The sequence below is a fragment of the Clostridium sp. UBA7339 genome (assembly GCF_002470865.1).
Classification (GTDB): domain Bacteria; phylum Bacillota; class Clostridia; order Clostridiales; family Clostridiaceae; genus Clostridium_J; species Clostridium_J sulfidigenes.
In genome coordinates, this window is record NZ_DKPI01000006.1 from 162,820 (window position 1) to 187,622 (window position 24,803).

The window sequence follows — 24,803 nt, forward strand, 5'->3', positions numbered from 1 at the left end:
TTTTAACAAATAGTCATGGTATACACTACTAATCATTAATATGTTCATGATTTTTCAAGTGATTCATGCAATATTCCTTATGTCCACTACATTTTGAACAATATCTAAACTCCATATTAGGGTCATCTCTTTCAGTTATTCCACATACAGTACATCTATGACGTACATAATCTTTCATCTCTATGACTTTAAATTTTTCCTTATTCCTCTTAACTTTCTTCTTAGTTTTAAATAACTCTATAAAGTCTTTTCCAAAGAAAATAAAGTAGTTAGCTAAGGATGCAAGGATCATGAGTTTTATTCCAACTCCACCCATTATAAACTGTTGTGCCAAAAGCACTGCATTTAAAATTCCTAAATACTTAACTTTAACTGGTAAAATGAAAAATAGTAAAACTTCATGGTTAGGATATATGGATGCAAAGGCTAAAAATAAAGTTAGATTTATAAATACCCCTGTAGCAGGACTACCTCCAATTAAAGATACAATTATGGTAGCAATCATCCCTACTAAATAATATATATTAAATTTAAAGCTTCCCCAAGCCTGTTCTAACCCCATACCTATAATATAATAGAAATAAAGGGTAAAGAGTATCCAAAAGGCACTGGTTGCTGGTGGAATTAAAATAAAGGTAATTAACCTCCACACTTGACCTGCCATTACTGCCTGAGGTATTAACATTAGGTTTGCCTCTAACCCTGGATTTATAACCTCTAATAAAAATACAGCCAAATTAGCTGCTACAATGTATTTCATCAATCCACTAATGGCATACCTGCCATAATTTCTCTCTAATTTATTTAACCACTTCAATATAATCACTCCTATAAAAATGCAATGAAATTTATCAGCTTTCTTACATTTTACCATATTTTCTCTCTATAGCCTATTCCATAATAAAATCTTTCATGTAAACATATTATTAAGTTTGAAATTAGTATTGGCTATGAAAAAAGGTATGGAATATAACATTTTTTATATTATATCTCATACCTTAATAATATACCATAATCTATTATTATATACTAAATTTATTTTAACATTCCAAGGAAGTTATCAGCAAATTCATCTGCTAGCTTAAGTTCTTCTTCACTTGGTACAAAGTTAAATTTAAAACCTGGATCAATTACATTAAATTTAAGGCTCTTTAATCTCTCTGAAAGCATAGGCACACTTTCTCCACTCCAACCATAAGATCCAAAAGCTCCAGCAATTTTACCTCTATTTACAATAGCACTAACATGAGCAAGTAAATTCCAAGCTGGCTCCACTGCATCTTGATTTATAGTAGGAGAACCTACTAATATACCACTTGACTTTTCTACAAGAGATACAAGTTTCTCTAAAGGAGTAGTTGTAATTTCATGAACTCCAGCCTTAATTCCTCTTTTTTCAATGGCATCCTTTAAATGATTTGCAACCTTTTCTGTATTTCCATAGGCAGAAACATAGAATATTTGGATGTTTTTTTCTTCAATAGCAGCTTCCTTAGCCCAAGTTTTATATAAATTTTTATAATACTCTCTATCATCAATATGAATTGGACCATGGCTAGGAGCAATAATTTCAGTTTCTATATTTTCAATCTTATCAAGGGCCGTATTAATAAATTTTTTGAAAGGTCCCATGATAACATCAAAATAATACTTCATTTCAGTTTCATAGTTTCCAGAACAACTGTCAGTAATGCACCCACTTGGTGAATAGTGACATCCCATAAAATCACATGTAAATAATATCTTTTCATCTGCTAAGTAAGTAAATATACTGTCAGGCCAGTGAAGATTTGGTGCATTTACGAATCTTAATGTCTTCTTTCCTATAGATAGCTCTCCTGAAGCATCTATAGACTTAAATTCCATGTTTATAATTCCTCTAAGATATCTTACTGCAGCCTTTGATCCAACAACCTGAGCTTCTGGATATTCCTTTAATAGTTCCTTTAATGAACCACTATGATCAAGTTCTGTATGCTGAACTACAATATAATCTATTTTTTTATCACCAATAATAGATTTAATATTCTTTAAATATTGTTCAAAGTATCCATCCTTAACTGTGTCAACAATAGTGATTTTTTCATCTTCAATTAAATAGGAATTATATGTAGTTCCCATTTTTGTTTCCATTATTATGTCAAATACTCTAAGTTCAGGATTATTAACCCCAACCCAATGAACTGAATTAGTTAATTTTAAAGGTTCCATTTCATTACCTCCGCATTCATATTATCTTCCATACTTACATATTAACAAACAATTATTATCTATTGCAAGATATTCTGCATTATTTTAAAATTTTTTTATAATACAGAAAGAATATATTCAAACCATTTAAATCTCTTATCTCTTGATAATATATATTATTCTGTTTTAATTATCAACTAATACAGTATATCAATATCCTGTATATTTCTCCCTTGTATATTTCCCTTATATATATTGTTCCTCTTTCACTATATATTATAAGAAAACATATAAATATAAAATTAAAATTTTAATCCAGATATTTTTATTCAAATATTTTGTTCAGATATTTTTTATCCAAATATTTCAATTGTATATTTACACAAACTAATGTTTGTGTTAAAATTTTTTTATCAGTTATATTTCCACTTTTTCAAAAAAATGCATATATATTATTAAAGTATTTTAGGGGGTTATATCTATGGATTATTCCAATTTAAAGAATCTTATATTAAAAGCAAAAAATAAAGACCAAAGTGCAATGGAAGAATTGATTAATGAATACAAATACCTAATAATTAAAGAAGCTTCAAAGGTTCATGTCCGAGGCTATGAAATGGAAGACTTAATTCAAATGGGAAACATAACCTTAATACGTTGCCTTGAAAAATACACTCCGGAAAAAGGCAATTTTACAGCTTATATATCCTATGCAATAAAAAATAACTTTAATTACCTAATAAGGCAAAGAGCAAAAGATAATGAAGTACAAACCATCGAAGCTCCAATTGAAACTAACCTTAGAATAGAGGATACTTTAATAGCTGATGCATCAACTGAAGATAGTTTTATAGAAAAAGAAATGTATAAACTTATAAAAAGAGAAGTGGACAACCTCCAAGATAACTTAAGAGATCTAATAACCTTCATATACATAAATTGTGAAGGCAACCTAAAAGATTATTCAAAATCCAGAAACCTTAACTATTCAACAGCAGCAAAAAGAAGAACCATAGCTCTTAACAAGCTAAGGTCTTCACTTAATTCTTTATGTGTATAAATACTTTCAAAATAATAAGCAATTTAAATAATTCCTAATGAAAATTCTTAGAAATGACAAAAGTTAATCAATGCAGAAACCATTGAAAATTTAATGTTAAAAATTCTTAGCTCCAAGTAGTAAAATTGCTGTAATTCTTGCCACGGAAGGCAAGAGCTGAACACTGAGCCACGAAGGCGAATGGTGAAGGTAAGCAATTTTACTAAGTAGGAGCTTTAGAATTTCTTCATTAAATCTTAGTTTCAAATGATTAACTTGTCATGAATAAGAATTTATATATATATCACAAAACTACAATATTATTATGCATATCTACTATGTGTATCAACTTTAGTATATCCTACTTAAATATCTCCTTTAAACCTTCGCTGATAGTCTTGGCTACTTTTTCGTTTCCAGCTTCATTTAGGTTCATATTATCTACAGTATAATCAGCTATGTTATCTGCTTCTATTCCACTTTCATTAAATAAGTCTATTACTGGTATAGAATTTTTATTACATACTTCTTTAATTGCCATGGAGTAATCCTCTAGACCAAGATCAATATTGTTTTTATCAGGATAGCTTGGCTGTCCTTCAATATATCCATGCTTTAATGGAGTTAAAAATACAAATTTTGCCTCAGGCTTAGCCTTTTGTGCTGTATTTATAACCGCTTGCACATCTCCGTAAAAAGATTCAACTTCTCCCCCATCATCTTTAGTTCCTAGAGCTCTTCCTTTAGTGTAGTCATTAGTACCTACCATAATAATTATAATATCTATATCCTTGAGGGCTTCTCCATTAATTAAGTTAAGCATACTACTCATAACTAAGCCATTATTAGAGTTATTTGTTACACTTTTTAAATTCAAAAGAGTTTTTACCTTTTCTTGATATGTACTTCCTTTTGAAACTCCATCTCCAAGAGAAAGTAGAGTTTTTCCTTCCAAAATGAACTTTTCTTCACTTCCTTTGGTTTCTCTCTTAACATTACCTTCTTTTTTCTCTTCTTCCAGTTTAGATGTTAGATTTATTGAGCTTTCATATAGTTTCTTACTTTCTAAAATCTTTTCTTTTTCCTTCTTAGATCTATTTATACCTAAAGCTAAAGTAGCAATTAACGCAACGGATAATACTATGCATAATATGGTTTGTATCCTATCTTTTCTCATATATTCCCCTCCTTACCAGTATATTATATCCTATATTTGTATGTTTTCAAAGTAATATTGAAATTTAGAACTCCTATCTTCAATTTCTATAGGTTTAAGCTTCATTAGTTAACAACTTAAGCCTAATTTTTTTGATTGTTTAAGTTAAAAAATTAGTATTATTTGTATAAAATATTTTAATTCTGTTGTTTTATAGGATAATTTGTTATAATATGAATTGGAATACAAACTACATATTTTGCAATATTTATTTTTAAAGTAACCTATTTACACTATGTTGCATCTAGCATGTTATAAATATCTACCCTTAAGTAGTAGTTATTAAAACCAAAATCTATAGATTAATTAAATGGAGGGATGAAAATGAAAAATCTAAAAAACTTTAAAAGGAAGTTTAAAATAAAAAGTATTAAAACAAAATTAGTTATCTACTTCTCTGTGCTAATTTTATTATCATCAATTTCATTAGAGATGATTTCTACGCAAAATATTAATATTGCTCTTACAAAAGAAGCAGAAAAATCTCTAGTTTCACTAGCAGCCGAAGGAGCACGAGTAACAGAGAGTAGAAGTGAGACTCAAGAACAGTGCTTAAAAACAATAGCTCTATTAGACAAAATTAAGAGCATGGATTGGGCATTACAACAACCTATACTACAAAGACAAGTAGAAGGACTAAATTTTCTTGATATTGCTGTGGTTGATCCTGATGGTACTGCCCGTTATTCAAATGGATCAACTAACCAATTAGGTGATAGAGAATATGTAAAAAAGGCTTTAAATGGCGAAGTGAATGTATCCGACTTATTAATTAGTCGTGTAACCAATGAAATTGTTTTAATGTATGCAGCCCCTATTGAGAGAGAGGGTAAAGTTATAGGTGCTTTAATAGGGCGTAGAGACGGAAATGCTTTAAGTGAAATTATAGATGATATTGGATATGGTGATGAAGGATATAGCTATATTATTAATAGTAATGGAACAATAATTGCTCATCCAGACAGGGAAAAAGTATTAAATCAGTTTAATCCGTCTGAAGAAATGAAAAAAGATAAAAGTCTAACCTCAATGTCTACGCTACTTCAGAAAGCATTGAAAGATAAGAAAGGAGTTAGCACCTATTCCCTTGAAGGTAATGATTTATATGCTGGATTTGCTCCTATTGAAGGTACTGATTGGATATTTATTACTACTGCCAACAAGAGTGAGGTTTTATCTGCAATTCCTAGGCTACAAAGAACAATTATAATAGTTACTTCTATAATTTTATTTATTAGTATTGCTATTACATATTTAATTGGTAAATCCATCACTAAACCTATTATAAAAACAATAAAACATTCAGAAAAAATAGCTAATTTAGATATTACAGAAGATATTTCTGAAGACTATCTTAAAAAAAATGATGAAATTGGAGCCTTAGCCCAAGCTCTACAAGGCATAATTAAAAATCTTAGGGATATTATTGACAAAGTCAGTGATTCTTCTGAACAAGTTACTGCTGCTTCAGAGGAGTTGATGGCTACTTCACAACAATCAGCCATAGCTGTAGACGAAGTATCAAAAACAGTAGAAGAAATAGCAATGGAAGCCTCTGAACAATCACTAATTACAGAAGAAGGTTCTTCAAAAGCTACTATATTAGGAGAAATTATTGAAAAAGATCAGAAAAATGTGAGAAATTTAAATACTGCTTCAATGAAGGTAACAGAAGTGGTTAATGAGGGTTTAAATGACATTGATACCCTATCAAAAATAACAGAAGAAAGCAATGATGCAACAAAAGAGATATATGAAGTTATATTAAAAACTAATGATAGTTCTAATAAAATTGGACAAGCAAGTAATGTCATTGCCTCTATAGCAGAACAGACTAATTTATTAGCATTAAACGCAGCAATAGAAGCAGCAAGAGCCGGTGAAGCAGGTAGAGGTTTTACAGTGGTAGCAGATGAAATCAGAAAATTAGCCGAACAATCTTCAACTTCTACAAAAGAGATTGATGGAATGGTTAATGAATTGCAAAAAAATGCTAAAAATGCTGTAAATACAATGGAAAGGCTATCTAATATATCTAAAGAACAAGCTAGTAGTGTAATTAATACTAGAGATAAGTATATGTTAATTGCTGAATCAATGAAAGAATCTGGAAAAGTAGTTAAACAGTTAAATGTTTCAGGAGAAAATATGGAAAAAACAAAATATGAAATACTAGATATTTTAGAAAAGCTTTCATCCCTTGCTGAAGAAAGTGCGGCTGCAACTGAAGAAGCAACAGCATCCATGGAAGAACAAGTTGCCTCTATAGAAGAAATTGCAAATTCTAGTGAAAACCTATCAAACTTAGCACAAAACTTACAAACAATTATTATGAAATTTAAAGTTTAAAAAGCAAAATTTATAAAATTTTTAAACATGAACTTCTGGTTTCTTTTGCCTCACAGCTCAGCATACATACTAATGATTTACACATAACAAAAGCTGGTGTGAAATACCACACCAGCTTTATATTCAAGTCTAAGAAATAGTAGTATCCTCCATACTTGGACTCTATTACTTAATTACTGTTGAATGCAACTTTTTAAAGAATTTACTGCTTTATCTGCAATTCCACCACCAGTTCTTATGATTATATTTCCAAATCTCTTATCTAGTACAGTTTTTTGTTCTGTTGTTAAGTCATCATCTGATAAAACCACTGGTGATCCATTAAGGGCTGCAACTGGACCTGCTGCTAGAGCATCTACTAATTCATATCCTTTTGCTATATAAGTTTTATTTACAACACTTCCATAGAATTTATCTATAACCATGGCATTAGTTGCATATCTATCTTTGCCACCTAATCTATTCTTTGTTATATTTCCTGAAGTGATTCCATTAACCTTACTTAGTACATTGTCAGAAACTACCCCAGTACCACCTATGATATAGGCATTTTGTAGAGATTCTGATTGTAACCAACTATAAACTTTCGTTGGAATTGTATCCTTTTCTACTAAAACTATTGCCATCTTATCTCTACCTGCTACGGAAGCTATGGATAGAGCGTCTGCTTCACCATGTCCATTACTTATAACTACTTTACTTACTTCATAGCAATTTTTATCAATATACTTAGCAATCTCTAAAGATGTCTCATATCTATCTTTTCCACCAATTCTCTCCACGTTAGTTACACCTAGTGCTTTTAAATCCTTTATTACACTGTCATTAACTACTCCACTTCCACCTACAATAATAGCATTTTTTGCACCTAATCTCTTTATTTCACCTTTAGTTCCTTCTGGGAGACTACTTGCTTCTGTTAAAAGTAAAGGTGCTTTTTTAAAGGTTGCTAGTGGTGTAGCAGCTAATCCATCTGCTAAAGCTCCACCATTTGCTATCATTACAGTGTTTGCAGTTGTAAATTGACCCTTACTTAGTCTAACTGCTGTATCGTATCTATCAGTACCTATTAATGCATTAATTTGTACATTTCTAGCAACAACATTAATAACTCTAGGTATACTTACCTTGTTTCCATCGCTATCTGCTACTGTATAAGTTAAAGTGTATTTACCTACTTTATTTGTATTTATGGTTCCACTAACAGCTATTTTTGAAGTTAAGATTCCGTCTTCAAGATCTGCAGCTGTAACTCCAGCTTTTGTATCAAACACATTTCCAACTGTTGCATTCTTAGCTGTAGCTCCTGAAATAACTGGTTTCTGTCCTTTATATGCCACTCCAGTTGAAGCAAAACTATTCTTTATTACAGTGATCTCATTAGATCCTTTTCCATATAAGTCAGCTGCAGCTTGTACAAGGCAGTATGCTGCTTGTTGAAAATTAGTATCCGCATGCATGTACTGAGTTAATGCTCTGTAATATATCTTTGCAGTCTTATCCATTCCTATACTTTTAGCTATATTATATGCTGCTTTATTTGGAATCCCTGAATTACTATGAACTCCACCATCATCATCTGTCTTAGGAAGATCCCAATAATTATCCATATGAGCTGGTTGACCATATATGGTAGGATCTGCTAAACTTCTTAAAGCATCCCCTTGAATGTTAGGAGTATAGATGTCATCTCCTACAACCCAATCAGCTGAGTTAAATTTCCAAGTTCCTCCATTAGCAACATTATACTTATCATAAGTTGAAATAAGTACTCCAAACACATCAGCCATAGATTCATCTAATGCACCTGGTTGATACTCATAGACAAGTCCAGCTGTATACTCTACTAATCCATGAGTCATTTCATGACCAACTACATCTAAATCTCCGCTTAGGTATGTAAATTCTTCTCCATCTCCATCACCGTAAAACATCATATCTCCAGCCCAAAAGGCATTATTGTAATTTGAGCCAAGATGAGTAATTGATTCTATTGCCATGCCCTTATTATCTATACTATTTCGATTAAATAAATTTTTATAAAAATCTATTACCTTATCTGCATTATAGTGAGCACTTACTGGAGCTTTATGTTCTTCAGCTGTAAACTCCTTAGTAGTATTTGAAACTAAAAACATATTAAATTGCTCCTCAGTGCTGTTTTTCGCATCATAGGTAGCTATAGCTTCTGTGGCTACATTTGTTAAATCTACCATTCCATATTGTACTTTATCTTCAGCTTCATCTTTATATTCACTTAACTTTAGCTCTCTAGTTTTTCCTAGAACATCAATACCTGTTCCAGTTACTGAAGTATTATATCTTATCTTATTTTCTGTTTTTATTACCTTACCAGAATTAACTTCAATATAAACATCGTAACATCCTATGGTAGGCTCCATAAAGAAAATATTTATTTTGTAAACTTCATAGTTCACACCATCTTCAGTTATTACTAGCTTTTCAGCCTTTGGCGTCTTTTTTAATTTTTTAAATTCAAATTGACTTTTTGCTATTTCAATAGCTTTCTCAGGAGAAATAACCTTACTACCAAGAGTAGTGATTTCTTTATTTTCTTCAAGGTTACCGTTAACACTAACTATAACTCCATTTTTATCATAGTGCACATTTATTAAACTGTTATCTACTTCTGTTCCCTCAATAACTTGTGCAAACTTTACAAAAGTATCTCCTATGTCATCTTTATTTACTTCAACAACCTTTAGTTCCTCTTTTGTATTGTCAATTCCAAAGAGCTCTTTGTTTTCCTCTAAAAATTTAGTTGCTGAACCCTCGCCTGGAACTTCTTTATCAGAAAGCTCTCCTGATAAAAAGACTTGTCCATCATTTACCTTTAGTTCCACTGTTTCATCACTTAGCTTTTCAAGTTTCTCTATAGCTTGTACTTTTTTTGTTTCTTTATCTACCTCTAATTCTGCAGCAAAGGCAGGTGCCGAAACAGTACAAGTTAATGATAAGCCTAAAATAAGTGAAATTAGTTTTTTTCCCATAATTATCCCCTCATTTCTCTAGCGAATGGTCTGACTTTAATAATTCAGTCAACACCTATTTATCATATTACCATAAATATTAAAAAATTGTAACTATTTTGCTATAATTTATAGGTTGTTTTTAGGATATTTTGAATTTTTTAGGCTAATTTAAAAATCTTTTAGACTTTATTGACCTTTATAGCCTGATATATAGATCTATATCTAGTATGAATTTCACAAAAATTTCAGCATATCAAGCTAATAAATAATAATTTAATTGGTTACTCTATATATGGAGGTGAAATTTATGAAAGTAAAAGAAATCATGTCAAAAGATGTTGCTTGTTTAACCCCAGAGGATTCTATTGAAAAAGCTGCTCAACTTATGAAACAATATAATGTTGGTTCCATACCAGTATGTAGTAACAAAATGATAAATGGTATTGTTACTGATCGTGATATTGCTTTAAGGTCTGTAGCCTCAGGTCAGGATTCAGCTCAAACAAAAGTGAGAAATATCATGACTTCAAACCCTACTGTAGGGAACCCAGAAATGGATGTTCATGATGCTGCTGAAATAATGAGTAGAGAACAGATACGTAGACTTCCAATCGTAGAAAATAATAGTCTTGTAGGTATTGTTTCACTAGGAGATATTTCCCTTGAACCTATTCTTTCTGACAATGCCCAAGATGCTCTTAAGAGTATATCTGAACCAACAGGTAACCAAATGTAATTTAAAATTGGGGTCAGACTCTATCCCATTTTATGGAACAAATCTGACCCCATAGTAAACTAACGCTATTCTACCCCTGATTTATTAGGTATATAATTTTCTATTGCTAATAAATAACTTCCAAAAGTACATAAGGCTATAACATCATAGAGCATATCAATATCTATTCCACTATCTTTAATTAATTTCGTAATATCATCCATTATTATTGTCATCTCATTATAATCTTCTATGTTTATTTTATCATGATTATAAGCTTAATCTATATATTTTAATGTTTCTCTTATAATTTCCTTTAATCTCCTTTAATTTCCTTTAATTTGATAAATTCAAACCCTGGTTAGGAAGCAAAATTCTTTCTACCTACCGGCTCACCATAAATGCTCGTTGTAGAGAAAAAAGAGTTCCTGGAATTAAATGGGCTCCGTTATGCTGCATCCACTTACTATAAGTACAACAATAATTATGAATAAACCGTGAATATGTCTTATTTTGCCTCAGCAGGCTTAGGGAGTTACTTTTGTACCTAAATTGTTTACTATTTCTACAATAAATGATACAATTGTTAATGGAATTTATACAATATTTTAATTTTAAGGGGGATATATACATGTTTTGTTCAAAATGCGGGAAATCAATTCCTGACAATGCCATCTACTGTCCTGAATGTGGCAATAATACAAATCCAACTAGCCAACAACAATCAATGGGAAATATTCAAAATACATATAACAATGGGCAACCAATTGTTAACGATGAGCCAAACACCCTTGCAAACATAGCAAGTTGTTGTTTTCCAATAGTTGGACTAGTACTTTATTTAGTTTGGAAGGATACAAAACCAAAGAGTTCAAGTGCAGTTTGCAAATGGGCCCTCGGTGGGGTTATTGCCGTAGTTATTATATACATACTCTGTATTATATTAGGCTTAGCTGGAAGTTCATTTTCTTCTTACTAGAATAACTGTAAACTTTTAATTATTTTTTATATTATAATGTTTTGATTAAAGTAGTAGCTTAATATATTAGCTACTACTTTAATCAAAATCCGCATAAAATCATAATTGTATACATATTATTCATTGTGTTTAGGCTAGCAACTAATGGGTTTTAATGAGAAAGGAAAAAATCAAAATATGAAAATACTTGACTATCTTTTTATATGTCACAAGCTACCTGAGCGTTCATTCTTTTATAAAGGAAAGCAGTTTCCTATTTGTGCTCGTTGCACTGGTATATTAATTGGATACTTAATAGCATTACTAATGGCATTTTTCATAGAAATACCCTTGATGTTTAGTTTTGTTCTATTGATACCTATCGGAATTGATGGTATAGGACAATACTTAGGAAAGTGGACAAGTACAAATACAAGAAGGCTAATCACAGGTATTTTAGCTGGCATTGCTACAATATATATTATTATTTTTATTGGAAAACTTGGTTATAGTCATGGAGTTAAATTACAAAAAATTTTGAGGGGCCTATAATATATGCCTCATTGGAGGAATTAAATAGAATGATTAATTATGATAAAAAATCCATTAATACTAAAAAAATAATTTGTCTTGCCATTGCCACTTCTATAGCTATAATTACATCTTTAATTATAGATTTTGTACCTTTTAATGATGTACTTTATGAAGTTATATTATGCTTTCTCTTAGCAATTCTAGTGTTTATAGGGTATGCTTCCTCTAACATCTTAGACGTGGGATTAAGTACTTGCATTTTTTTATTTCTAGGTCCAATTTTAGCTATACCCATAAATATGTTCAAAAATGATATTAGCATAGATAATGTGCCATTCTTATTATTAGAATTATGTTATTACGGAATATATATTATTACGATTCTAATATCATACTTGATAAGTTCATATTTCAAAAATAAATCTAAAACTATTGACTTAGTTATACAAATATTATTAATAACCCTTGGGATTATAACATCATTTTCATTATACTCTTTTATCAGATGTTTTGTATTGAGTATGACTTTTAATGATAATTATTTTACTGGCTTGGGTGATTTCATTTTTGGAAACCTTAAGTATTCTCCAATACTTATATTGTTTGTTTCATTAACTTTATTTATTAGTAAATTGATATTTAAAAAGAGAGTTATCACAAATTCTATAAACTTTAATGAAAAACTTGTACTAGATAATCTCGATAATGTTTGTAGAAACTGTAAAACCCCACTTAACCCTGACAGTAAATTCTGCACAACTTGTGGTACTCCTATAGCGAGTGATACAAATGCCATTTCAAATATGGATGAAAATGAAACTCTTTGTAATAATTGCAAAAAAGTAATAAGTGTTGATGCTAAATTCTGTATACACTGTGGTAACCCAAAAATCAAATAAAAAACTAACTTAATTTTTAAGGAGGATTCGCATATGTATTGTTCTAAATGTGGAAAAGAAATTCTAGATAACGTCACCTTCTGTCCTGAATGTGGCAATGCTACAAATCCAAATAACCAGCAATCAATGAATAATAATAATTCATATAATTATGGCCATCCAATAGTAAAAGATGAGCCTGACACCATTGCAAATATAATAGCTTGTTGCTTTCCTATCGTTGGAATAATAGTTTATTTTATGTGGAAGGATAATAAACCAAGAAGTTCAGATGCTATAGGTAAATGGTCATTGTTTGGATTCATAGCTTCAATCATTTTTACCGTTGCTATATATATATTCTTCTTTATAATTGCACTAGCATGTAGTACGCCTTACTAATAATATAATAAAATGTAATGGGGTCAGACCCCATTACATTTTATTATATTTAACTATTTAAAATTTTCCTTAGGAAACTATATAAATATAACCCTATTATGTTGTTTTTAATTGCATCAGCCATATTCTCTTCCATCAGAGGAACATGCTTATGAGCAGCAGCATGAAATACCACATCAGGTCTATACTGGCAAAATACCTGATCCATTCTCACCAAATCCCTCACTGAAGTAATTATCACACTTTTACACAGCTGAGGACATTCTCTATTAAGCTCCATTTGTAAATCATAATCATTATATATCCAAAATTACATATATTCACCTTTAGTTTTTGTAACCACATTATACACGATTGCAGAATTGCACTTTAATAAGGTTACTATCTAGATTTTCTTTGGTATCAAATATACCATTTTACCATACTTTCCGTCCTATATTAACATTCTATTCACATCCCCCGAGGGTCATTGCAAAAGGCTTGCCTTGAGCTTCCTAATTATTTAACTTATACTGTTTTTATTTATATCTTAGACAATAAAATTAGGACTAGTAAATCAATAACTAGTCCCATGATAATGTATATTATTTACCTATCGCAACTTGTCCTATACCTAGTTCCTGTTTTATTTTAGTTGTTGATATTTCAGGAGTTCTCCCTAAATATATAACTTTACAGTATTCTTTAAGAAAATCAAACTTTCCTTCCCAATCATCTCCAATGACAAAAGTATCTACATGAAATTCTTTTATATCATGAATTTTTTGTTCCCAATTATTTTCTGGAATAACTAAATCCACATATCTAATTGCTTCTAATAATTTTTTTCTCTCCTCATATGAAAAATAACACTTCTTACCTTTAACTTCATTAAACTCATTTGTCGATAAAGCTACTATTAAATAGTCTCCTTGCTCTTTGGCTCTCTTTAATATGTTTATATGACCATAATGCAATAAATCAAATGTGCCGTATGTAATTACTTTTTTCATTATTAAATTCCTCCCAAAAAATAAATTGCTTTATTTTTTATATTTCCCTTTATTACTTATTATAATACTATATATGGTAATCAGCAACTGTCTGGAATAATATTGACAAGTGCTATTACATAATTTCTAATTATTTTATCATTATTAAGGGATTTATCTTAATATAGCTTCCCTCCCCCTCGGAACCATCATAAGTTTTTAATTCTAGCTCCCTTACTACATTACCAATTAAAGTTACTTTATTCATAAAACATTACCTCCATAAGTTAATTTGCTAGTCTCTTAACCTTTGTCACTAACAACTAATCTTATTTTTTCAGAAGATGTTTCTAGAAATAAATCTAAAGTTATCATTTCAAATTTGCATATAGCTATAATTCTTTTCCTTACTAATTTCCTTTGATAAAAATCATGAGTATGTCTATTCCTAAGTCTCACTATTCCTTGAAGTTTCTTAGAATCCTCTGAAGATATGAATCCAAAGTTTGATGATAATTCTATTATATCAACTCCTGATTTATTAGGTATATAATTTTCTGTTGCTACTAAATATGTTTCACACATATCTAATATAAATTCACAGAAAGAATTAAAGTAAGATATCATGGCTTCATCTACTATTTCATCATCACTATTTGGATTTCTCTTTAAACACTCTCATATTCTCACTAAAAAGACTTTACTTTCTACAAGCTTTTCTTCTAGCTTTTCTTTTTTATATTTATAATATCCTCCACTCTCTAAATCTACTTATTTATATTATAACCAAACTCATTAAAACCTGCACTAGATTTCATGTTTTTATGTTCTTATGTTCTTCCCGGTGTAAACCCTTATTACTACTAAAGTTAAGTCTCCTAGAAACAAATTAGAGACTAACTTTAATTTGCTAGTCTCTTAATCTTTTTACTTCTTCTATTGTTAAGCCTGTTTTCATAGAAATAGTTTCATCATCTAAAATATCTAATAAGTTTTTAGCTATCTCTATAGCTTTATTTTTTTCGCCTTTTTCGATGCCTTTTTCGATACCTTCCTCTATTCCTTTTTGAATTCCTTCTTCTCTTGTTTTTTCAAAAGTTTCTTTTATTGTCTTTGAAATGTTAGAAGTCATGATAGCCACCTCCTCTTTATTTGCAATTAAAATATCTTCTATTCTTTCTCCTAATTTATCTTTAATTTCATCTGATAAAGTATTCTTTAGCCAACGCCTTAACATGATTTTTTGTTCTTCACTTAAGGTATTAAATCCTATGGCAATATCCTTAACTCTACTTATAAATTCTTCAATGTCAACTTTTTGATCTAATAAAAACACTGCTGATGCTATATTCTTTAGTTCCATTAATTGTTCTTTTTCATATTTATTTATATCTATTAATATATACTCAAAATCGATTATGTTATTTCCAAATAATTCACTTTTGCTTATAACATTTTTAAACTTTTTCTCTACTGTCCACTTATATTCACCATTATATAACACTATAGGTACTATTGCTGGTAATTTAAAGTCTTTGCTTTTTACTTCTACTTTTTTAGTGTTTTTTAAAACTTCTCTCCATATTTCTGTCATATATAAAAATAATCTTATAGGCATACTATAATCCACATATGACTGAAATTCTAACAAAATATAAAATATAACTTCTTTATTTTCTATTGTAGCCTTATAAACTATATCAGATTCTAACTCCTCATAGTCTGAAAGAATATATGACTTATTTACTAACTCAATATTATCTTTTGTAATATCTTTTCCCCATGAACTTTTAACAAAACTTTGAACCATATTTATTAAAATTTCTTTATTAGAAAATAAATCCTTATAACTTTTATCATGTATATGATGTATTTCTTTTTTTATCTTCATTTTGTTCTTCACCTATCATTTTAAAATATATTTACTTACTTATATTATAACCAAACTCATTAAAAACTGCACTATATTTTATGTTTTTAGTTTCTTCTATTAGCAAGCCCCGGTGGGGAAGCTAAATTCTTTCAGCCTACCGGCTCAGCATAAATGCTGATCACACAAAAAAGAAGAATACATAAATATTCTTCTTTCATTGAACAGAGTCTGTGTAATAAAATGTAATGGGGTCTTACCCCATTACATTTTATTATATTTAACTATTTAAAATTTTCCTTAGGAAACTATATAAATATAAAGCTATAAACCTAGTTAACTTTATAACTTTATCCATATTTAACTATAAAACTATATAACTAGTTAACTAGTTGTTTACGTAGCAAGGGTTTGCGAGATTTCAGCTATTGGGGATACCCCGTAATCTAACCCCATAGGGTAGTAAGTAGGAACCTTTTCTTTCATTAATTTTATAATTTCTTCTTTAGGCATATTGTCTACGTTTTTAAATTCTTTTATAGATGATTCTATGAAGGTTATATTTGCTTCTTTAGGTTTTTCTACAAAGATTTTATCGTGTTCTGTAGAAGTTAATGCAACTTCATCCATGAGTAGTTCTTCATAAAGTTTTTCTCCAGGTCTTAGACCTATATACTCTATCTTTATATCAACCTCTGGCTTATAACCTGAAAGAGCTATTAATTCCTTAGCTAGGTCCACCATCTTCACTGGCTTACCCATATCAAGGACAAATATTTCTCCACCCTCGGCAAAGCCTCCTGCTTGAATTACAAGCTGAGCTGCTTCTGGTATAGTCATAAAGAACCTAGTTATCTCTGGATGTGTTACTGTGACAGGACCACCTTTATCAATCTGCCTTTTAAATAGTGGTATCACAGAACCATTACTCCCTAAAACATTTCCAAATCTCACAGCTACAAAATCAGTTTTACTAACTTCATTAAAAGCTTGTACTATAAGTTCACAAAACCTCTTAGTAGCTCCCATTATATTAGTAGGATTCACAGCTTTATCTGTACTTATTAATACAAACTTATCTACTCCATACTTATGGGCGCACTTAACAACATTATAGGTACCTATTATGTTGTTTTTAATTGCATCAGCCATATTCTCTTCCATCAAAGGCACATGCTTATGAGCAGCAGCATGAAATACCACATCAGGTCTATACTGACAAAACACCTGATCCATTCTAACTAAATCCCTCACTGAAGTAATTATCACACTTTTACACACCTGGGGGCAGTCTCTATTAAGCTCCATTTGTAAATCATAAGCATTGTTTTCATATATATCTAAAATAAGAATTTTCTTTGGTGAAAATTTAGTTATTTGCCTAATTATCTCTGAACCAATACTTCCTCCACCGCCGGTTACAAGAATAACCTTATCCTTGATATACCTATCAATGTGCTCTGATTTAAGTTGTATTGTATCCCTACCTAATAAATTCCTAATATCTATATCCTTCATATTTCAATCTCCTAGTATTTAAAGACTATTTTGAAGCAGCAACTTCCTCTAATGTTTCAGCTTCTTGGACAGAAGTGCCTAGATCCTCCAAAATATCTGCTATTCTCCTACTTGCAAAACCATCACCATATGGATTACTTGCATAGCTCATTTTTTCATATTCTAATTTATCCTCAAGTAATAACTTAAATGTATTATAAATAATCTCTTCATCAGTTCCCACTAATTTTAACGTACCAGCGGCTATTCCTTCAGGTCTCTCTGTGGTATCACGCATAACAAGCACAGGCTTACCTAAACTTGGAGCTTCTTCTTGAATTCCACCACTATCAGTTAAAATCAAATGAGATCTAGAAAGGAAATTATGAAAATCTAATACATCAAGTGGCTCAATTATTCTTATCCTATCACAATCACCAAGAATTTCATTTGCAGCTTGTCTTACTGCAGGATTCATATGAATAGGATAAATAGCCTTAATATCTGTTGTTTCATCTACTATCCTTTTAATAGCCTTAAACATATTGTACATAGGCTCGCCAAGATTTTCTCTTCTATGAGCAGTTATCATAATAAGTCTACTACCTTCTGCCCATTTAAGTTGTTCATGAGTATAATCTTCTCTAACAGTAGTTTTCAGTGCATCGATAGCTGTATTTCCAGTAACATATATAAAGTTAGGTTCCTTGCCTTCTTTAAGTAAATTCTCTTTTGATAATTCAGTTGGAGCAAAGTTATACTTTGCTATAATTCCGACAGCTTGTCTATTGAATTCTTCTGGATATGGTGAATAAATATTATAGGTTCTGAGTCCTGCCTCAACATGGCCTATCGGTATCTGCATATAAAAACATGCAAGAGAAGTTACAAAAGTAGTTGAAGTATCACCATGAACTAAAACTACATCAGGTTTTACTTCTTCTAATACAGTTTTTATACCATTAAGAATATTTGTTGTTATATCAAAAAGAGTCTGTTTATCCTTCATTACAGATAAATCATAATCAGGCACAACATCAAATGCTTCGAGTACTTGATCAAGCATTTGACGATGCTGTCCAGATACACAAACAATTGTTTTAATATTTTTTCGAGTCTTTAGTTCCCTCACCAAAGGACACATTTTTATTGCTTCTGGTCGTGTTCCGAAAACAAGCATTACCTTTTTATTCATTTTTTATCCTCCTCACATATATTTTTTACCCATTTTAATTTTTAGCGTATATTTTATCATCTTTCTATTTTAAAAAATTTCTTCACTCTTCTCATATAATGATTACTTTTTTCTATTCTGAAACACTTATATATTAATTTATCAAATTGAAGTTTATCAATATTATCAAAGAAAACCTTACGGGAATCAACCTTTTCTGCTGGGGATAAAATACGCTTATTATTAGGCAATGCAGCTTCTATAGTACTCTCCATACAAAAAATATATTCTCTAATGCCATTAAAAAGTTTATCCCCCTTATTAGAATTTATCATAACTAAAGATGTTCCTTGATCGTTATCTAACTTTTTATCAAAATTACCTACACCCCAAAAGTCTGCTAATGTAATGTCCGAATCATGTGGTATATATTTATACTGACATTCATAACAACTTGGACGAACGTACAATGTGTATTTGATATATCCCCCCATATACAAATCAGAGTTTCTATCCTTTAAATAGTTTTTCCCATTTTCAAATTCAACCTTTGTACTGAATCGATTCCAACCATAAGTTTTATTCTTAAACCATACTTTTTTAATTTTTGAATTATATTGTTTTTCTAACATTGATAAATATTTTCTATATACTTTTGGTGAATTTATTCCTAAACATACAAAATCACAAAGCACTAGATTATCATAGGACTTTTTTAGAAATCTCTGTATTCCCGCTACTTGACAAGGAGTCCCGCAAAACATTACTATCTTTTGTTTGTCTAGCAACTCTTTTATTTTAATATAAACATTCCCTACAACACTTTGTGCATATTTAGATTGTCTCAAAAGTGAAATATCTTCAATTCTATGAATTATAGTATGTTCTACCTGATGAAATTCATTATATTTTGCTCCAACCACATATCCACCATTTTTAATTATGCTTTTAGCAAGTTCAGTAAATACCCCTCCTGAAGTACTATTAAAACGAACCTCTTCATCTAATGACCATGCTGCATAGATATTAGGTGTATCCTTTTTATCAGTAATTTCATTTTTATTTAATGTTGGACAAACTCTTTCACACATATTACATTTTATACAAATATTTTCATCTATCACTGGATATACAAAACCTTCTTTATCTTCTTCCATCGATATACATCGTTTAGGACAAATATTAAAGCATGCATAGCAACCAGTACAAAGACTTTTTTCTAAACTATTTACCATAATATTAATCTCCAATCTTAATATTCTCTTTAATTACTCGCGCAGGAACACCTGCTGCTAAACAGTTGGATGGAATACTTCTAGTAACAACAGAACCTGCTGCAATAATTGAACCATCACCTATTTTAACACCTTTAAGAATAGTTACTCTTGAACCTATCCATACATTCTTTCCAATTTCAACTGGTGCTGTCATCTGGTAGCCCTCATAATCAATTTGATGTGCATCTGAATCCATAATTGTTACATCATGTGAAATTTTTGCCTGTTCACCAATGGTTATCCTTTCATGGCATCGTATTTTTATATTAGAATTAACATATCCACCATTTAAAATAAGCTGTCCGCCTCTAAAAACTATTATATCTCCACCATAAAATACAGAAAATCTTCCATTAACATCTAATCTTGATTCTTCATCTAATCTTATAATTGTGCTTCTTCCATTTTTTCTCATGCAGTTTGCGTTAGTAATTAATAAGTCTTTCAAAACTATTCGAGATTTCTTATGAAGAATAAAACAACTTTTTTTTTGTGGAAACAGTCGTCCTTTAGATTCAATAGTGAATCTTCTATCTAGTTTATTAAAAGTTAAAAATGATAAAATTTGTAAGTTCATAATATACTTAATTGCATTACTTAATTTCATTTTATTAAATCCTCTTTCAATATGTACTATATTTTTATTCGGTTGCTAAGTCTTTTAATTCGTAAGCTCACTCCTGTTAGAAACCATCTCATTTTATTAAAAATCTTATAAAACACAACAACAACAAGAGACTTAATATAATTAATATTATTTATTGCTTTAGAATTATATGGTTCAAAAGTCTTGTTACTCTTAATCTCATTCATGTATTTTTTATAATATCTATGAATTAGAATATCAATTTGAGCATTCCAATAGTGATCAATTGACATTAATTGGGGATTTGATTCATAATGTTCTATTGTATTTTTTATTCCTTCACTAAACATAGTTTGACAATTAAAATTAGTAACTGCTGACTTAATTTTTGTATTGTCAAATTTTCTCATTATCGATTTATCTCCAGTCAATTCACCTCGCATTTCTACAATTTCTTTTTCAATAATTTGCGAAGGTATATGTATAATTTTTACTTTTTTACCTACCACATCTGCTATCTTTTCAAGTGATTCTTGCCAACTTAAATGTTCGTCTGAAGTAATATGAAATGCTTGTCCCATAGCATTAGGATTTCCAAATAAGCCAACTACACCTTTTGCAAAATCTTCTGTATGTGTAAGAGTACATATTGCTTTTCCATCATCCCACATTACAATAGGCTTATCATTAAGAATTCTATCAATTAATGTCCACTGTTTATTTTTACTAATTAATGCAAATGGAATCCTTGTTGTTCCATATGTAATATAAGGTCTAACAATTGTATATTGAAGATTATTAATTCTAGACTCTTCTTCAAGTATTTTTTCACAACTTATCTTATTTTTTGAATAATCCCAATCGTAATTTGTCAAAGGTGTTTCTTCAGTGATGACTTCCTCTGGATTATCCTTTGAATATACAGTAGCCGATGAAATAAAAATATACTGTTTACACTTATTACGAAACAACTCCAATGTTTTTAACATTTGTTTAGGTGTATATGATAAGAAATCAACTACAACATCAAATTCCAAATGTTCAAGTTCTTTTTTTAAACCTATTGTATTACTAATGTCTCCGATTATAACATGTACATTTTCTGGTGCATATTGTAATCTTTTTCCTCTATTAATCATATATAAATCTATTTTATCTTCTATACACTGTCTTGCTATATCCTTACTGAGTACTCCTGTACCCCCAACTAACATTACTTTCATCAGTATCCTCTCTTCTCATTCATATATTTATTATATAAAAATAATTTACCTGCTTCTATAAGTAACCATTTTACCTATTTACAATAGGTATCTTCATTTTCATTAATGGCCCTCTCACTAAATCTTTCTCAAATTTATTCATACCAATTAACCACATTGAAATTATATATGTAATTAAATATATTAATACTGCAACTATAAAAACTTTAATATTAAATAAATCTAAAGTTTGATATATTATTATCCCTAGAATAGTAGGAATGATTAACGATGGAATAAACTTAAAAATTTCTTTCCAAAAATATTTAATGTTTATCCCTACTTTTTTACTATAGTAAATATTCATTATAATAACATTACCAATTATTTGAGCAATTGCTGTACCTATTGCTGACCCAATACCACCATAATATTTTGCAAGATAAATACTTATAAACAAATTTCCTATAGCAATTAAAAAGTAAACAACAGATCGAAATTGATGCATATTCTTAGCCTTTTGAATTTCTATTCCTATGTTTTGAATCAAAGGTATAGTTGCTGAAATCATTAATATTAATACAATCGGATATGCTTCATGATAATCCACACCAGCCCACATAATGATAAATGGTTTTCCAAATATTGTCATACCTGATAATATCAGGGCTAATATTATAAACTGTATACGTCCTATTCTGGTAAATAAAGATGTTAATTCTAAATTATCACTTTCGGCTGCAACCATTCTATTAACCTTAGGTATGAATACATTTGAAATAGCAGTGGATAATGATAAATAATACGTATTTAATTGAGCTGCTAACCCGTATATAGCTACAGTTACAGTTCCATATAATCTACCTAAAATAAATTTATCCACATTCCAATTTATTTGATCTATGATCATGTTTAAAAATATATATGATGAAAAAACTGTCATTTCCATCATCAATGAAAAATCAAATTGATAAAATACGAATCTGATTTTTAGTTTTTTGAAACAAAAAATTAAATTTGATAAATCTATACTCATAGTAAGAATAGTTGTTACAATTACCATTCCTATAGATTTATATCCCATTAATAAAATTGGTAACATTATAAATGGATTCGCAACAACTTTAATCATTTGTAATAAGTTTTGAAAAATAAATTTTTCATTAGCAATAATATAGGATTTAAATACACTAACTGGGAACGATAAGGCTAAATTAAATACCATTATTATCATTAATATTTTAGCTGTATGAAGTTCATTCACTGTAAGTTGTTTACCAAGTATTGGCTCTATATTAAAAACCAAAATTAATCCTGATAACATAGCAATAAATCCTATTACAGAAAAAACAACCAGAAACATTCCGTTGAGTTTTGCTATATTGTATTGGTCATTATTAACCTTATAACGAGAATAATATCTCATATAAGCACTACCAAAACCAAAACTAAGCAATCCTAAATAACTTACTACCGATGCTACTAAATTATAAAGACCATATTCACTTTGCCCTAATAGTCGAATCATAATAGGCGTATATGCTATGGATATGATATATCCAAGTAACATTGATATGTATGATATAATAGCTCCTGCTTTTAATTGATTAATTTTCATAAATAATCCTCGTCCTTCAATGATCACTAGTACACCTTTACTTTATGTACTCCATAAAAAAGTCACATTTTAATGTAAAGTTTCAAGTTTACTATTTATTATACTATATTTTTAAATAATTCAACTATTGCCTGTTCTTCGCTTTGAATTTCTTTAATACGCTGATTAATTTTTTCGGATATAATCTCCTTATTAGAGAGCATTTCTAATGTTTTACTTTTTAATTCTTTTTCTATGTCTATTAGAGGAATAGACCATCTAGAATGACCATAGATATAATTTGCCATACCTAGTCCCTTTTGACTATAGGTCAAAAATATTGTTGGCACCCCTTCAGAAATCGCATTAACTGCACAATGCATTCTCGCAGCTATAACAATATCACACGTTTTAAGGAATTCCTTCGTTCCTAAAAATCCTTTGGCATTTTCTAATATACTTACAGACTTTATATAATCTTCAGGTATACTATCGTAAATCTCTTTCAAGTAAACTAAATCATTATCTTTTTTAGATAATGGACTTAATACGTGAGGTACTAATATTATCTCTGTATTTTGTATAGTTAGTAAATCTTTAATAGTGTTACATATTTGCTCTTTGAATCCTTTATTATCTTCACCTATTTGCTCCATTATAGATAAATGGCTAAGATTTAATGCAATTCTTAACTTATTAGATTTATGATACTTTATATTATCATTTGCATGTTTTACATAGAACGCCGGATCAGAACATAAATGCAAGTTAGATACTACATTATTATTCTTTAGATAATTGAATGTCCTTTCTTCTCTACAAAATATTTGTTTGATATCTTTTAGATGATTAAAATAATATTCCTTAACTTCCTCCTTTTCTCCAAAAGGTCCTATAGATGCTCCCCATATTATTAATGGTTTATATTTTAAAATAGTTTTATCAAACTCAACAATAGCACTGTGTTTAGTTTCTTTATTATTATCTATAATATGTTTAGGTATAGTATAAATATCTCCTCCTACAGAAAAAATAATATCACATTCATCTGCTACAGATTCTGCATTCCAAAGCTTTAATTGCCTTTGTACTGATATGATTCTTAAAATTTTATTAACTATACGTCTTAACAACATATTTTTACTCATAGGAACATGTTTTACTGTAATATTTAAATCATTTATTATTTCTTTATCTTCTTTAGGGAAATATGTATATAATACTACTTCACAGTCCGGCCATGTATTCTTTATTAATTTATAAGTACCTCTAACAATAGCTTCACATCCATAATTATATAAACCATACATACCAAATAAACCAATTTTTATTTTCTTATTCATAATCATTCCTCC

General features: G+C 29.6%; 20 protein-coding genes and 3 pseudogenes. 7 read left to right on the forward strand and 16 right to left on the reverse strand.

Annotated elements, in window-relative coordinates:
* Positions 1–28: 28 nt before the first annotated feature.
* Both B2S02_RS04180 and B2S02_RS04185 read right to left on the reverse strand, forming a co-directional pair.
* A complete protein-coding gene (locus B2S02_RS04180) occupies positions 29–826 on the reverse strand; it encodes a hypothetical protein (RefSeq protein ID WP_346920671.1) in 798 nt (265 codons plus the stop codon).
* A 209-nt stretch (positions 827–1,035) separates the two neighbouring features.
* Positions 1,036–2,211, reverse strand: a complete 1,176-nt coding sequence (locus B2S02_RS04185) for an FprA family A-type flavoprotein (protein WP_346847835.1) — start codon at positions 2,209–2,211, stop codon at positions 1,036–1,038.
* Positions 2,212–2,671: 460 nt separating this feature from the next.
* On the opposite strand from B2S02_RS04185, the gene B2S02_RS04190 reads away from it, so the two are divergent.
* Positions 2,672–3,250: a sigma-70 family RNA polymerase sigma factor gene (locus B2S02_RS04190; RefSeq protein WP_346920334.1), complete on the forward strand. Its 579-nt coding sequence runs from the start codon at positions 2,672–2,674 to the stop codon at positions 3,248–3,250.
* A gap of 340 nt (positions 3,251–3,590) precedes the next feature.
* On the opposite strand, the gene B2S02_RS04195 is transcribed toward B2S02_RS04190, so the two are convergent.
* On the reverse strand, positions 3,591–4,406 hold the full coding sequence (locus B2S02_RS04195) for an SGNH/GDSL hydrolase family protein (protein ID WP_346920335.1): 816 nt from the start codon (positions 4,404–4,406) through the stop codon (positions 3,591–3,593).
* A 363-nt stretch (positions 4,407–4,769) separates the two neighbouring features.
* On the opposite strand from B2S02_RS04195, the gene B2S02_RS04200 reads away from it, so the two are divergent.
* Positions 4,770–6,794, forward strand: coding sequence for a methyl-accepting chemotaxis protein (locus B2S02_RS04200; RefSeq protein ID WP_346920336.1), 2,025 nt, complete (start codon positions 4,770–4,772; stop codon positions 6,792–6,794).
* A 173-nt stretch (positions 6,795–6,967) separates the two neighbouring features.
* Here the strand turns inward: B2S02_RS04200 and B2S02_RS04205 are convergent, their stop codons facing one another.
* Positions 6,968–9,805 (reverse strand): cell wall-binding repeat-containing protein, encoded by a 2,838-nt coding sequence (locus B2S02_RS04205; RefSeq protein ID WP_346920337.1) that lies wholly within the window; start codon positions 9,803–9,805, stop codon positions 6,968–6,970.
* A 289-nt stretch (positions 9,806–10,094) separates the two neighbouring features.
* Between B2S02_RS04205 and B2S02_RS04210 the strand changes: the two genes are divergently transcribed.
* On the forward strand, positions 10,095–10,523 hold the full coding sequence (locus B2S02_RS04210) for a CBS domain-containing protein (protein WP_035129150.1): 429 nt from the start codon (positions 10,095–10,097) through the stop codon (positions 10,521–10,523).
* A 65-nt stretch (positions 10,524–10,588) separates the two neighbouring features.
* Here B2S02_RS04210 and B2S02_RS04215 read toward each other — a convergent pair whose 3' ends face one another.
* On the reverse strand, positions 10,589–10,738 hold the full coding sequence (locus tag B2S02_RS04215; RefSeq protein WP_346920338.1) for a hypothetical protein: 150 nt from the start codon (positions 10,736–10,738) through the stop codon (positions 10,589–10,591).
* A 395-nt stretch (positions 10,739–11,133) separates the two neighbouring features.
* Here B2S02_RS04215 and B2S02_RS04220 point away from each other — a divergent pair, with 395 nt between their 5' ends.
* From B2S02_RS04220 to B2S02_RS04235, 4 genes are all read left to right on the forward strand, one after another.
* Positions 11,134–11,481, forward strand: a complete 348-nt coding sequence (locus B2S02_RS04220) for a zinc ribbon domain-containing protein (RefSeq protein ID WP_346920339.1) — start codon at positions 11,134–11,136, stop codon at positions 11,479–11,481.
* Between the two features lie 144 nt (positions 11,482–11,625).
* The gene (locus B2S02_RS04225) at positions 11,626–12,012 is read left to right on the forward strand and encodes a DUF2085 domain-containing protein (RefSeq protein WP_346877331.1); all 387 of its coding nucleotides are present in this window, start codon (positions 11,626–11,628) and stop codon (positions 12,010–12,012) included.
* 29 nt (positions 12,013–12,041) lie between these two features.
* Positions 12,042–12,893: a zinc ribbon domain-containing protein gene (locus tag B2S02_RS04230; protein WP_346920340.1), complete on the forward strand. Its 852-nt coding sequence runs from the start codon at positions 12,042–12,044 to the stop codon at positions 12,891–12,893.
* 33 nt (positions 12,894–12,926) lie between these two features.
* Positions 12,927–13,274 carry a zinc ribbon domain-containing protein gene (locus tag B2S02_RS04235; RefSeq protein WP_346880202.1) on the forward strand — a complete coding sequence of 116 codons (348 nt, stop codon included), beginning with the start codon at positions 12,927–12,929 and terminating at the stop codon, positions 13,272–13,274.
* 85 nt (positions 13,275–13,359) lie between these two features.
* Here B2S02_RS04235 and B2S02_RS04240 read toward each other — a convergent pair.
* From B2S02_RS04240 to B2S02_RS04290, 11 genes and pseudogenes are all read right to left on the reverse strand, one after another.
* Positions 13,360–13,572, reverse strand: a pseudogene (locus B2S02_RS04240) (polysaccharide biosynthesis protein); the annotation flags it as partial.
* A gap of 286 nt (positions 13,573–13,858) precedes the next feature.
* A complete protein-coding gene (gene tagD, locus B2S02_RS04245; protein ID WP_346878695.1) occupies positions 13,859–14,266 on the reverse strand; it encodes a glycerol-3-phosphate cytidylyltransferase in 408 nt (135 codons plus the stop codon).
* Positions 14,267–14,548: 282 nt separating this feature from the next.
* Positions 14,549–14,887, reverse strand: a complete 339-nt coding sequence (locus B2S02_RS04250) for a HepT-like ribonuclease domain-containing protein (RefSeq protein ID WP_346885470.1) — start codon at positions 14,885–14,887, stop codon at positions 14,549–14,551.
* A 268-nt stretch (positions 14,888–15,155) separates the two neighbouring features.
* Positions 15,156–16,136, reverse strand: coding sequence for an Rpn family recombination-promoting nuclease/putative transposase (locus B2S02_RS04255; protein WP_346878694.1), 981 nt, complete (start codon positions 16,134–16,136; stop codon positions 15,156–15,158).
* 375 nt (positions 16,137–16,511) lie between these two features.
* Positions 16,512–17,618, reverse strand: a pseudogene (locus B2S02_RS04260) (UDP-N-acetylglucosamine 4,6-dehydratase family protein); the annotation flags it as partial.
* A 40-nt stretch (positions 17,619–17,658) separates the two neighbouring features.
* Positions 17,659–18,807, reverse strand: a complete 1,149-nt coding sequence (wecB, locus tag B2S02_RS04265; protein WP_346920341.1) for a non-hydrolyzing UDP-N-acetylglucosamine 2-epimerase — start codon at positions 18,805–18,807, stop codon at positions 17,659–17,661.
* Positions 18,808–18,863: 56 nt separating this feature from the next.
* Positions 18,864–20,021, reverse strand: a complete 1,158-nt coding sequence (locus B2S02_RS04270) for a Coenzyme F420 hydrogenase/dehydrogenase, beta subunit C-terminal domain (protein ID WP_346920342.1) — start codon at positions 20,019–20,021, stop codon at positions 18,864–18,866.
* Between the two features lie 78 nt (positions 20,022–20,099).
* A pseudogene (locus B2S02_RS18235) lies at positions 20,100–20,205 on the reverse strand (DapH/DapD/GlmU-related protein); the annotation flags it as partial.
* Positions 20,206–20,696: 491 nt separating this feature from the next.
* On the reverse strand, positions 20,697–21,872 hold the full coding sequence (locus B2S02_RS04280; RefSeq protein WP_346920344.1) for an NAD-dependent epimerase/dehydratase family protein: 1,176 nt from the start codon (positions 21,870–21,872) through the stop codon (positions 20,697–20,699).
* A 70-nt stretch (positions 21,873–21,942) separates the two neighbouring features.
* The gene (locus tag B2S02_RS04285) at positions 21,943–23,469 is read right to left on the reverse strand and encodes a lipopolysaccharide biosynthesis protein (RefSeq protein ID WP_346920345.1); all 1,527 of its coding nucleotides are present in this window, start codon (positions 23,467–23,469) and stop codon (positions 21,943–21,945) included.
* Between the two features lie 98 nt (positions 23,470–23,567).
* A complete protein-coding gene (locus tag B2S02_RS04290) occupies positions 23,568–24,791 on the reverse strand; it encodes a polysaccharide pyruvyl transferase family protein (RefSeq protein ID WP_346920346.1) in 1,224 nt (407 codons plus the stop codon).
* Positions 24,792–24,803 lie beyond the last annotated feature (12 nt).